Below are 13722 nucleotides of genomic sequence, written 5' to 3'. Positions count from 1 at the left end.
GTCAAAGCTCTCTAAATTACAACCTTGCAATATGTAGAAAAACATATCAATTTTTTATTCAATATGCTTGTAATCAGTTAAGCTTAACATCAAAGCTTGCGCACTTATGACCTGTAAGCTCTTCTGATCGTGCATCAGGCTGCTGTGTTCCGAAATAAATCCTGAAGTTCTTGCCGAACACCTTTCTTTCACCTGCCTCATTAACAGATGTGAAGGCTTTCTTATCAAGCTTTATTGTTACCTCTTTTTCTGTCCCGGCCGGAACATGTACTCTCTTAAATCCGCAAAGACGTGGATTGGTAGTTGCAAACTCAGAATCAAGATCCTTTATGTAAACCTGTACAACTTCGTCTGTGTCTACTTTACCATCATTTACTACTGTAACAGTAAGCTCTGCATCAAATGTATCAGGTTCACTACCATTATCCATATGTAAATTGTTGTCAGGCTTCACATAGCAATCTCCATATGTAAGACCATATCCAAATGGATAAAGCGGTGTTCCGTTAAAATACTTATAAGTCCTGTTCTTCATTGAATAATCTTTAAAGTCAGGAAGATCATCCGCTGATCTGTAAAAAGTAACAGGCAGTTTTCCTGAAGGTGATACATCCCCAAACAGAATATCCGCAACGTCTTTTCCGCCTCTTGCTCCCGGATAAAATGCCTGAAGAACAGCATCCGCATCATCCTGGGCTTTTGAAAGATCTATGGCACTTCCTGCCATGTTGATTACGATTGTAGGCTTGCCACACTCAAGTACAGAGTATAGGAGCTGTCTCTGTGGAAGAGGAAGGCTTAAATTAATCTTATCGCCGGATGCAAACTGGTTTCCTGCATCCCCCTCTTCTCCCTCAAGGTTCTCATCAAGACCAACTACAACAATTACCACATCTGAATAATCTGCAACTGCCTTTGCCTCCGAGAGTCTGTCCGGAAGATTTGGATCAGAGAGATTGCTTAAGTTGTCCCTAAAAATATCGCAGCCTTCTGAATAAAGAACCCGGACGTCACTTCCAACCTTATCCTGAATTCCTTCAAGTACTGTGATATATCTTGAAGATGTTCCGTGATAATTACCTATAAGTGACAACCTTGAATTGGCATTAGGTCCAACTACACCGATTGTCTTGATCTTATTCTTATCAAGAGGAAGGATTCCGTTGTTTTTCAAAAGAACTACTGACTCTTTTGCCGCTCTGTGCGCAACTTCAAGGTGTTCTTTGCACTCAACAACATCGAAAGGAATCTCATCGTATTCTGTCTTATCAAACATGCCCAAAAGGAATCTTGTTGTAAAGAGTCGTTCGCAGGATGTTGTAATTGTCTCTTCACTGAGAATTCCTGCTCTATATGCATTCATGATCTTTTGATATGTACATCCGCAGTTAAGATCACATCCCATTTCAAGCGCAAGCTTTGCAGATTCTTCAGGACTCTTTGTAACTTTGTGATTCTCATGGAAATCTTTTACTGCCCAACAATCAGATACAAAGTGGCCTTCAAATCCCCACTTGCCTCTGAGTGTGTCAACCATAAGTGGCTTGTTAGCGCAGCAAGGCTCGTCGTTGGTTCTGTTGTAAGCACCCATGACTGCCTCTACACCGGCCTCCTTTACGCATGCTTCAAATGCTGGAAGATATGTTTCTTCAAGATCTTTCTTAGAAGCCTTGGCGTTAAAGAAATGTCTTTCGCCCTCAGGACCTGAGTGAACAGCGAAGTGCTTAGCACATGCGGCTGCCTTCATATACTCTCCATCGCCCTGAATCCCCTTAACAAAAGGAACTGCCAGGCTGCTTGTAAGGAATGGATCCTCACCATAGGTCTCATGACCTCTGCCCCATCTGGGATCTCTGAAAATATTAACGTTTGGTGCCCAGAAAGTAAGTCCCTTGTAGATATCTCTGTCTTCTCTCTTAGACTGCTCGTTATACTTGGCTCTTCCCTCTGTAGCGATGATCTCGCCGACTTCTTTCATCAGCTCCTCGTCGAAAGCTGCAGCAAGACCGATTGCCTGCGGAAACATGGTAGCTGTGCCGGCTCTTGCCACCCCATGCAGAGCCTCGTTCCACCAGTTGTAAGCAGGGATTCCAAGTCTGTCAATAGCAGGTGCGTCATAGCGAAGCTGAGATGCCTTCTCTTCAACTGTCATCTTAGCAACAAGCTCTTTTGCACGCTTTCTTGCTTCTTGTCTATTCATATCTATACCCCTTAAGTTTCTTTTGTTTACCATATTTATTGTATAGGTGGAGCATTTAATTTTCTTACCATATTTTGCCTTTATTAGCTTAATTATTGTTGTTACGTTCGGGCAATTCAACAAGGTAATAACTTTTCCTTTGTATATGCGTAAGTTGTTGGATATTAGGCAGGATGATTCTATGTATAAAATTAAGAAATTAGTGATTGATTGGTAAGCAATTGACTACGTACGCCACCATTGACTGAACCTGCGGTGTGACTGTAATCTAATGCCTCAGGCTCTGAATCCAGGAACAGTAGTTGTGGCTATTTTCAAGCATGTGACGGGCTTTATGGCCGCAGTTTCCAATACAAGAGTGCGAAGAAAACGAAAATTCTGTTTTGGGCACATAAGCCTGATTTCAAACTTACAACATCCATTGCCAGAATTTTTGATTCGTTAGTTTGGGCATATACGGCTTTTTATGAAGTTACAGCATCCAATAATTGATAATACTTTGTTTCATTTCACTCATCTAATGGATGTGTAAATCCATTTTTTCTCATATATGCCCATTTTCACTTCCTGAAAATTTGCCGATGGATGTGTTAACTTGAAAAAATAGCTATATGCCCGGAACGACATTTTTGTCTATGAAAATTCCGATACTTCTGGCAGAGGTACGGATAAGAATGCTGATAAAGTGTCATCTTATCCGTAAAATCGGTCAGTATAAGCTTCATTTCCCGCGTGGCATACGGATAAGACAGCATACATCGTGCAATCTTATCCGTAAAATTAAAGATCATTGAGCAAAAAATAACCATATTGTACGGATAAAAATAAAGAATGGTGCTGGAATTATCCGTATGACGGGATGAAAAGGAGAAAATCTATAAGCAGTGAGTGGACTTCAAAAAACAATATATGCCCAAAAACTTTCCAATGTGAGCACGCTTGCATTGGAAAGCTTCGGCCATACATCCTTGAAAATAGCCGTCCCTACTGTTCTCGGAGTCAGAGCCCGAGGCAATAACACCCAGCCACACCGCAGGTGCTTGCCATTTACGGGTTCTGAGGAAAACGCTACAATGCTGCATCCGACGGTGAGATAAGATCTACTGTTCCCATCGTCCTCACCGTCGGCTCCCAGACCAAGGCGTTTTCCTCAGGTTCAGTCAATGGTGGCGTACGAAGCCGCAATCTAAATTTTTTAGAATGTTAGAGAAGTCACTTACGCTTATACAAAGTGGGAGTATTATGACTCAAGAACAACTCACACAAAAACAGCTGCCACAATTAAGTGACAGCCGCCCCAAATTTCTTTTGCCAATACTAATTATCTGATATTCTCGGCATCGCCGTATGTAGCTTCCCATTTCTGAGTTCTCTCATCAATGATAGCCTGTCCGCCTGAACCAAGGTAATCAGCAACACCCTCATCCCAAACAGATTCGAATGCGTCTACACTTGCGCTCATAGCCTGATCATAAATCTGATCTCTCTTAGCTGAAAGTGTATCACCTACGCCGCCTTCTGCCTCGATGTCACCGGTCTTAACGTTGATACCGATTCTTGTATCTGTCTTTGCAATCTCATTAGCCTTGATTACATCCTCAACATCGATTCCTGCATATGAGTGAGCAAGAGTCTTCTCTGTAAGGTCATCGGATGTAAGGTGAAGACCATTACATGTGATTGTGTAGTCAATATTCATACCGGAGTTCTGGATTGCATCACCTGTTGCTGCAACGATTTCATATCCACCATCATCAAGCTTGTTGCATGTAACGCCTTCTTCGCCAAGCTGCAAGAACTGTATTGTCTCAGGATCTGAAATAAAATCAAGGTAAAGCATTGATGCAAGAGGCTCATCGTTTGTTGCAGGGAAGAAAATCTTACGGTCGATAGGACCTGCAAGGAACTTGTTGTGTGTTCCGTTTTTGTCTTCGAATGGATCGATTGCTACGTACTTAGCGTCTTCGCCTACAAGTCTCTTAAGGTTAGCCTGGATTGAATCCTCACCGTTTCTGAAAGGATAATCCCAGTTGTGTGTGAATGCGCCAACATAACCAGCCTTCATCATGTCATCTTCTGTTGTATCGCCTGATCCGTAGATAGCGAAGTCATTCCACATAAGGCCTTCGTTGTACCACTGGTTAAGAAGCTTAACTGCTTCCTTTGTTCCGTTCTGTGTAAGCTTTCTGTCATCGAAGCCGTTTACATAGAACTCTTTGTCAGAAATATCTGGGTCAATGAAAGACTCGATAAGAGTACCAGCTCTCCAACCTACATCGTAAGAAACTGAGTAAGGAACCATCTTGTCAGCGTCTGCTCCAAGAAGTTCGCTAGCATTGTCCTTGAATGCTACGAGCATGTCATGGAACTCCTGCTTTGTTGTAGGTTCAGCAAGACCAAGCTTATCAAGCCAGTCCTTACGAACGAATGTAAGAATTCTGTTCATGTTAGCAAGCTTTGCCTCTACAGCCCATGTCTGGCCGTTCTCAGGATCAGCATCCCAGTAAAGGTTTGACTCACCAAGCCATGTCCAAAGGTTAGGAAGTTCATCCTTGTAATCATCAATGTAAGGTCTAAGATCAAGAACACCGCCCATGTCAGCATATGTCTTGATTGTTGGATAAGAATAAGTTACACATACATCAGGAGCTGTACCGCCAGCAAGAAGGTTGTTGATCTCATCAACCTCTGTCCAACGAGGAACTGCTACGAACTCAACTTCTACGTTGTGCTTCTCGAGCATTCCTTTCTTGATGTAGTCTGTGTACACGTTGTTTGTTGGGTCTGATCCGCCGTCGTTACCACGATCATAAACCTCAACTGTGATGTGTCTTGTGTCTGCGAACTTACCATCTGTAAGTTCTGAAGCAACTGCTGGTTCTGTTGCTGTGTCAGCCTGAGCAGTTTCTGCCTCTGCTGCAGGTGTTTCTGAAGCTGCAGGCGTCTCTGAAGTTGCCTGCTCGCCACCCTGGCTACCGCATGCTGCAAGTGAAAGTGTCATCGCAGATGCAAGTAACAATGATAAAACTTTTTTCCTCATAACATAACCTCCATTTATCTTTTACCCCCGTAGGGGAAATTAACATATTTTTTCAAAAAAACTCTAACAAGGAAGTTCTGCTCTCACACTACGTGTGAGCCAGAACAAGAATTCTCACTAAGCTCGCCAAAACCTCGCTAAGTGATCATTCTTTTACCGCTCCAAGAGTAACTCCGTGAATGAAGTATTTCTGAAGGAACGGATAAATGCACAAAATAGGAATTGTTGAAAACATAACTATCGCAGACTTAAGTGAATCCTTAAGCCCCGGTGCAGAGAACCCTTCCTGAGTAGCAACTTCTACTGAATTGATATTGTTCAGAATGTTGTAAAGAAGAAGCTGCAAAGGATAGAAATCCTTGTTTTTCATAAACATAAGAGCATCTGAATAACCGTTCCAACGTCCTACAGCATAGAAAAGAGCAAGTGTTGCAAGAACAGGTTTGGACAGCGGAATATATATAGACCAAAGAATCCTAAAGTATGATGCACCATCAATTTCCGCCGATTCTCTAAGTGACTCAGGAATTCCGTAAAAAAAGCTCCTCATGATAATCATGTTGTAAACACTCATACAATATGGAACAATGAGTACCAACGGATTATCAAGGAATCCAATCTTTTGCATAAGCAGGTAGTTAGGAATTGTACCTGCTGAAAAGAACATTGTAATAGTAATAAATATATTGATGATTCCTCTTCCCTTTAAGTTTTCAAAGATCAAGGGATATGCACAGATTGTTGTCATAAAAAGTGAAAAGACTGTGCATACTACTGTCAAAAATACCGTCCATACAAATGCGTGAATATATTTCACATCGCCGAGAACTGTTTTGTAAGCATCGAAGTTAAATCCCTTTGGTATAAGATAAACCTCATGCCTTACAAGATAGTCTGTACCTGAAAGTGATCTTGCCAAAAGATTTATCATGGGAATCACACAGATAAGACTTATAAGTACACATATAATAACGAAAACCCAATCCCCAATTTGTGTCTTGGTGGATCTTATTGTTCTACTTTCATCCATTTAAAGCCACCTCCTACCATATACCACGTTCACCCAGCTTACGTGAAAGCCAGTTGGCAGCAAGCAGGAAGAATACATTGATCACAGACTGGAAAAGCCCAATCGCTGTAGTTAAGCTGAACTGAAGTCCCTTAATACCGGCCTTATAAACATATGTTGAAATAACTTCTGCATACTTCATAACAAGGTTGTTCTGAAGTGCAAATGGTCTGTCAAAGTTAGATCCAATAATATTACCAAGAGCCATAATCAAAAGAACTACTATAGTAGGCTTGATTCCGGGCAAAGTGATATGCCACATCTTCTGAAATCTTCCGGCGCCATCTACACTGGCAGCTTCATAAAGCTCAGGTGATATGCCGGCAATAGCAGCAAGATATATGATTGAGTTCCAACCAAAACTCTGCCAGACGCCAAGTCCGATATATGTCCCAACCCAGTGAGCCGGATCATTAAGGAAAGGAACTGCTTCACCACCCAGTGCCTTGATTGCCATATTAACAAGACCGTCTGTCGGTGTAAAAAGCTGAAGTGCAAGACCATAGATAATAACCCATGAAAGGAAATGTGGCATATATGCTATAGTCTGAACTGTCTTTTTAAACATTTTGAAACGAAGTTCGTTCAAAATAAGAGCAAATATAATTGGTATCGGGAATCCGATAACGAGATCAAGAAGGTTAAGTACTATTGTATTTCTCAAAGAATTGATGAAATCCTTTGTACTAAATGCCTTGATGAAATACTCCATACCATGATTCTTTGCCCATGGCATTTCCCAAATGGACTGGACAATGCTGTACTTTTTGAATGCAATCATGATGTAAAGCATTGGAATGTACTTGAAAACGATCAGATAGATAATAGGCAGAGCAAGCAGTACATATAATTGCCAGTAACGCTTAATATATACCCCAAATGACTGGTTGCTCCCCTTTCTCTGTGCTTTGGTATTGCTCATAAACTCCTCCTAAAAACCCTTACTTTCTATTGTAGAAATATTGCACAATTTCTACTCTTTTATTCTATATTGCTCACGTCATTTATTCCTATCAAATATTGACTATCACTTACCGATAAATGCGCGCATTGTGCATTCTTTACAATTCACAGAAGTGTTCAACTGTATATTTTGTCTAAACGCTCCACTTATACTCTGCCAAAATAAGAGCTGCAAAGAAATGATATGATTACTCATTCTTCACAGCTCTCTTCTTTGTTTTTTATATGTTTAATATATTATGCGGTTCTTTTCGTCAGCTATGCCGCTTTTTCTGTAGAAATAGGAATTTACCTGATCTCTCCATTCTTTGGCATTGTCTATCTGCATCTTAAACCTGCCGCTTACGTTTTCAAACACTTCATCAGGCACCTGCCCCTCAAGACTCTTCCATGTTTCAAAAAGTTCTTCTGCCTCTGCTTCGCCCTCAAAATGGCTGTCATAGATATGCTGTATCAATGTTTTTCCGCTCTTAAGTTTCCATGTATATGGTATGTGATGGAAAAATAAAAGCAGCTCTTCAGGGCATTTTTCAGGATCATTGTACTGCTCTGCATTTTCCTTGTAATACTGCTGAGCATAGCCTGTTCCCTTATCTGTTCTGTCAACACCTATTCCTAAATGATCTGCTCTGTGATATGTCCCCCATCTTGAGTACTCGTACCCGTCAACACTTGGACCGTAATGGGTATTAGGAGTTACCATCCAGCCAATTCCAAGAGGACTTGTATACTTCTCATAGATTTCTCTTGATCTAAGGAGCATATCTGTCAGCTTATCCTCTTCTTCTTTCTCAATGGCAAAAGAAAGTCTTATCCATTCTCTTGCTATTTCCTCAGCGCTAAGAGACGTATCAAAGGCAAGTCTGCCAAAACCATAGAGATTTGCCGCTGCCAGATAATTGCCTGTCCAGTTCCTGTCATTACCTGTGTTTATGACTGCTGCCATTCCGGCAAGCTTATTGCCAAAGGCTCTTCCGCTGACTATATCTGCAACAGTATCATTGTCCTTCTGACAATATGTTCTAAAGCCCAGTATTTCCTTGAACATAGGTATAAGATAGCAAAGATCGATCTGATGACCTGTATACTCCTGAGCAATCTGAACCTCCAGCATCTGATTGGTCTTGGTAAGTCCGCCGATAAGTGGTGAAATAGGCTCTCTTATCTGGAAGTCCATAGGTCCGTTTTTAATTTGAAGGATTACATTATCATGATATGCGCCATCATATTCCTTGAAGTAGTCGTAGCCGGCTCTTGCCCTATCAGTCTTATAATCTCTCCAATCCTGAGTACAGTTATATACAAAACATCTCCAGATAATGATTCCGCCGTAAGGAGCAACAATATCCCCCAGCATATTTGCGCCATCTGCCTGAGTTCTTCCATATGTAAATGGCCCGGGCCTTCCCTCGGAATCAGCTTTTACAAGGAATCCCCCAAGGTGAGGAAGCCTTCCGAATACTTCTTTTGCTTTTTCTTTCCACCATGAGATAACTTTTTCATCAAGAGGATCGCAAATATCAAGACCGCCAAGCTCTATAGGAGACGCAAAGTTAAGTGACAGGTATGTCTTTATACCATAATCTGCAAATACATCCGAGAGCTCTTTTACCTTGTCAAAATATCTGTCGGTAATAAGATATGTAGCAGAGTCCTTAACATTAACGTTATTGATAACAATGCCATTTATGCCAACGCTTGCCATGAATCTTGCATAGTCTCTTGTTCTCTCATCTACAACGATCTCTCTGTTTTCAAAAAAGAAAGACTCCCCTGAATAACCTCTCTCTATACTTCCATCCATGTTGTCCCAATGATTCATCATTCTAAGAGGATTGGCCGGCTTCTTTTCCATATTGATCTCAGCAAGTTTTTTCCCACATGAGAGTTGTCTTAATAATTCAAAGACTCCGTAAAGGGCGCCATTTTCATCAGAAGCCAAAATTTCTGCTTTTTTATCAGTGCCATAAAGCTTATAGCCTTCTTTAGAAACACTCTCATCCCTGACTATACTAAGAGTTATATCCTCTGCACCTTCATTTTCCACAACTTCATCCGAAAGTATCCCTTTTAATCCACATTTAAGTTCACAAAGTGCACTTTTAATAATCTTTGAGTCCTTATCAAAACCCTCAACACTACAGCTTACAGTCTTATTGTCAGAGCTTACGTTTTTATACTCCAGCCAAAGCTGTGTCCATTCCTTCTTCCCCATTTTTTATAAATCCTTTCTCTAATAAAATCTTTTATGATAAAATAAACCACGTAAAAACAAAGTTTCCCGGATAAGGAGCGGCATTAACATGATCAGTGACATCAACGAACAGGCCCGAGAGGACATTTTTTACGACACCTTAAAGGGCGTTCTTTTATATCACAACACACTTTCAGAATACCCTCTACACTGGCACAATGAAGTGGAACTGATCCTCATTGTATCAGGAACTCTAAAAATAAAATTTCACAATGATACCCAGTCAATGATCTGCTGCAATCCCGGCGACATAATCCTGATTGCTCCGGGAACTCTTCACGAGTATCTGTCAGACACCCCCGGCGGTGAAAAGCTCATCCTTCTTTTTGACATCGGTGGTTATTCACAGGTTTCATCCCTGGTCCCACTCCTCAAAACTCTTCCGCCTTATGTTCATATCAGGCAGAACGAATACCCTCTTGAAGATGCCCGCCTTCAGAATTATTTCTGGGAAATCGACAGGCTTTATGGTGAAAGTGATGAATTCCTTCACATTTCAGTTTATTCACTGGTGACACTTATTCTTGCCCAAATAGGAAGCATGCACCTCAACGATGCCCCAAGTGTATCTGTAAGCGATGACCCACAACGCAAGAATATCGACAAACTGGTTTCAGTTACAAACTATATTGATTCCCACAGATCTGACGATTTAAGTGTTGAACAGCTGGCTGAAATAGCAGGTTTCTCCAAGTTTCACTTTGAAAGATTATTTAAATCCTACATGGGAGTTTCCTGTTATCAGTACATCACAAAGCGCCGCGTGCTCATGGCTCAGGAGCTTTTAGGTGATACAGATCTCTCTGTAATGGACATTGCCATGCAGTCAGGATTCTTTTCTCTCTCAACCTTTAACCGAGTGTTCAAAGATACCAACGGCTGCTCACCAACGGAATATCGCAAGCTCTACAGAGCCGGTGCCGACTTAAAATCATGAGTTTTTCTTAAAATAAAAACTCTTGAAATCAAAATTACTACCCGGAAGGAATATGAAGGATACGTCCCATTTTCCTTCCTTTTTATTTATGGCAAAAGACTTCTCTTCATACTCATAACACTTTTCAAATTCCAGAATTTCTTTTACCTCTTCTCCACTTTCATTCCTCATTCGAAGGTGAATTGTGTTGATTCCCTTAGGTGCTCTTCCCAGAACAACCACTTCTGAAGAAGCATCCTTCCCAAAATCAATATCCTTAAACTCTAAAGTGACGTTGTTTCCGATTCCTTCTACAGCTTCATCTGTTTTAGTAAATGTATCTCCATAGACCGAATCCGCATCAAGCGCCCTTGTTTCAACCCATGCAGAGTACAGTCTGGTAAAAGAAAATCCTTTAATATGGATCTTTTGTTTAACCTTTATACTTATCGAAGATATGCCTGTAAGTCTTCTTGAAAGTTTATAAGTATCTTCCTGATACACATTCCAAATGCTCTTTTTATGATATACAGCTTTTAGAAGAAGCTCATCACCGGAATAAATCTCAAGAGGAACCGGATCATCGGAAAGAGCAAATATCGGAATTGTTATCTCGTCAGAGCCTGTCTTTCCAAAGTCTATATTGTCATAGGTTATAAGTGTCTCTGCTACTCTGTCTGTAGCAACTCCGTGCTCATTCCCCGCTGCCACTTTTCCTTCAAAAGAGCTGTAGGCACTTCCGGAAATGAATAAGTACGGATCAAGGTACGCAGTGCCTATGCCTTCAACCTCAAAATCCAAAGTTGAAATAACCTTTGCTTCACCCTTTTCATTTATGTACTCGCACCTTAGAATAAATTCTCCATCCGCAAAAGCTGTCACCTTACAGATATTTTTATCTGCACTTACCTTGGCAATATTGCTGTCAGTGCCTTTCTTTGTAAGAGCTCTGAAAACTATATTTTTATCAGAAAGATTTTTGGGACTTATCAAAGCTCTGACTGTAACTTCCCTGTTGCCAGCTGTTAGTTTTGTTCCGCCATCAGATTTAAGGTAAATGTTTCTGGGGATATCCGCCTCTTGAATAGTAGCTTTTATTTCAGGTTCAATGCCTTCTTCCGCCGAAACTATAGCAAGAAGTTTTCCTCCAAACAACCTTTTCCTGTTGCCTTTGTAGCTGTCGTAATCAGTGCTGTCTCCATTATCGATTCCTAAAAGAAATCCGCCAGTAACTTCAACTTCTACATAATTATCGGCGTTATCAACTATATTGCCATCCGCATCAACTGCCGATATTTCAGCAAAAACAAGATTTCCAAAAGTCTCCTGTTTTATCTCAAGTTTTTCTGCTTCGCCAAAGCTTCTTCTTGTGTCTCTGGCAATTTCCCTGCCATTCTCATCGAAGCCAACCGCCAGTATTTCTCCCTTTTCATATGGAACTCTGTAATCACCTATGATGTGGTATCCTGCGCCTTTTTTATGTGTAAGCTTTTGTCTTCCAAAACTCTTTCCATTTAAAAAGAGCTCAACTTCAGCCGCATTGCTTGCTACTCTCACATCTATTATCTGTCCTTCGTTGTAATCCCAATAGGGAAAAACATGGACAAACGGATCCTTACCCGCACTTACCCATGCGGATTTCCACACATAAAAAGCATCCTTATAAAAACCTGCTGTATCTATAGCTCCAAAGTAAGAATTTTTGGTGTGGTAAGGTGTAGGCTCTCCAATATAGTCGTAGCCCGTCCATATAAACTGTCCCAGAGAAAAATCCATGTCCCTGTCTTTACAGATACAATACTCAAGACTCTCGGCGCCCCAGCTGGTAGTGCTGTTTCCAAGCGATGAGCACTGAAGATCTCTATCTGAAAGAATATTTTCAGAAAGCGGAAAATGATATATTCCTCTGCTCTGTACTATTGAACATGTCTCACTTCCGTATATAATCCAGTCAGGATGTTCAGCGTGATGCTTTTCATAAATATTTTCAGCGTAGTTATAGCCTACAACATCAAGGTGCTCTGCACACTTCTGCGCATTTTCCCACGGCATATAGTTAGAAGCCGATGTTACAAGCGCATTCCTGTAAGGATCGTATTTTCTGACAAGGTCTTTAAGATGGATTGTCAGCTCTTCTCCTCTCCCCGATGCATGGGTATCATATATTTCATTTCCAATGCTCCACATAAAAACGCAAGGGTGGTTTCTGTCTCTTGTAACCCAGCTTTTTAAATCTTTTTCATGCCACTCTTTGAAGAAATGCCCATAATCATAATCCGTCTTTGGCATTTCCCACATATCAAAAGCCTCGGAAATCACCAAAAATCCCAGTTCATCAGCCTGATCCAAGACATCGCTGTCATACACATTATGGGATAGTCTAAGAGCATTTACCCCCATATCTTTAAGCTGAAGAAGCCGCCTTCTCATGGCGTTAGTATTATACGCTGTGCCAAGGGCTCCAAGGTCATGATGCAGACACACTCCATTAAGCTTTATGTGCTCTCCGTTTATGAAAAGCCCTCTGTCAGAAGTAAACTCAATATCTCTAAAGCCAATCTTTAAAGTTTCTTTTTGAAGTACTTCTCCATTTCTTACAAGAGCGCTCGTAAGTTCATACAGATTCGGTTCATCAACGCTCCATTCAGCAGGCTTTTTGACAAAAATATCTGCCTTTTCAGTACCAGGAACCACTATAGCCTTTACGCCACATTCCTCAATCTCTATCAAAAGATCTGTATCCGGGTGAACATTTCCCGATACATCTACAGATACAGAAAGAATATAATCCTCGCCTTGCTTCTTGGTACTTACATAGATTCCATTTTCCGGAATAAATTCATCTGTCTTTTGTCTGTCTATATAGACATTCCTGTAAATACCGCCTCCCGTATACCATCTGGCACTTGGATATCTGCATTTTAATTCCGCAATTATCTCATTGGTTCCGGGCTTAACAAATCCTGTTACGTCCAAAACAAATTGTGTATATCCGTTTTTCCACTCTCCGGCCTTTTGACCGTTTATGTATATGCTGCTGTCCATATACATGCCATCAAATATAAAGAAAATTCTTTTGTCACTTTCATCTACGCAAAAAGTGTTACAGTAGAAAGCTGACGCATCTTTATAAAGATTGTTTGCATCCTCAATCATAAAATCATGAGGAATTTTTACAGCAGTAAAATCAGAGAGACGCTTTTTCGCCTCTTCTATATCTGTTCCATATGGAGTCTTTAAGAATTTCCAGCCTTCTACAAACTTTTCTTTCATAGAATTA

General features: G+C 40.8%; 7 protein-coding genes. 1 reads left to right on the top strand and 6 read right to left on the bottom strand.

What is annotated here, in order from left to right:
• Positions 1–73: 73 nt before the first annotated feature.
• From J6O61_RS10810 to J6O61_RS10790, 5 genes are all read right to left on the bottom strand, one after another.
• Complete coding sequence (locus tag J6O61_RS10810) at positions 74–2200, bottom strand: glycoside hydrolase family 3 C-terminal domain-containing protein (RefSeq protein WP_292212936.1); 2127 nt, start codon at positions 2198–2200, stop codon at positions 74–76.
• A gap of 1321 nt (positions 2201–3521) precedes the next feature.
• Positions 3522–5240: an extracellular solute-binding protein gene (locus J6O61_RS10805; RefSeq protein WP_292212934.1), complete on the bottom strand. Its 1719-nt coding sequence runs from the start codon at positions 5238–5240 to the stop codon at positions 3522–3524.
• 145 nt (positions 5241–5385) lie between these two features.
• Positions 5386–6270, bottom strand: a complete 885-nt coding sequence (locus J6O61_RS10800) for a carbohydrate ABC transporter permease (protein WP_292212932.1) — start codon at positions 6268–6270, stop codon at positions 5386–5388.
• Between the two features lie 13 nt (positions 6271–6283).
• Positions 6284–7231, bottom strand: a complete 948-nt coding sequence (locus J6O61_RS10795) for an ABC transporter permease (RefSeq protein ID WP_292212930.1) — start codon at positions 7229–7231, stop codon at positions 6284–6286.
• A gap of 270 nt (positions 7232–7501) precedes the next feature.
• A complete protein-coding gene (locus J6O61_RS10790; RefSeq protein WP_292212927.1) occupies positions 7502–9487 on the bottom strand; it encodes an alpha-glucuronidase family glycosyl hydrolase in 1986 nt (661 codons plus the stop codon).
• Positions 9488–9575: 88 nt separating this feature from the next.
• Here J6O61_RS10790 and J6O61_RS10785 point away from each other — a divergent pair, with 88 nt between their 5' ends.
• Positions 9576–10463: an AraC family transcriptional regulator gene (locus tag J6O61_RS10785; protein ID WP_292212923.1), complete on the top strand. Its 888-nt coding sequence runs from the start codon at positions 9576–9578 to the stop codon at positions 10461–10463.
• On the opposite strand, the gene J6O61_RS10780 is transcribed toward J6O61_RS10785, so the two are convergent.
• On the bottom strand, positions 10458–13715 hold the full coding sequence (locus J6O61_RS10780; RefSeq protein ID WP_292212921.1) for a DUF4982 domain-containing protein: 3258 nt from the start codon (positions 13713–13715) through the stop codon (positions 10458–10460). The genes J6O61_RS10785 and J6O61_RS10780 overlap by 6 nt on opposite strands.
• Positions 13716–13722: the final 7 nt, after the last annotated feature.

The sequence above is a fragment of the Butyrivibrio sp. genome (genome assembly GCF_017635265.1).
Lineage (GTDB): Bacteria > Bacillota > Clostridia > Lachnospirales > Lachnospiraceae > Butyrivibrio.
This window is presented reverse-complemented; position numbering and strand designations above follow the sequence as displayed.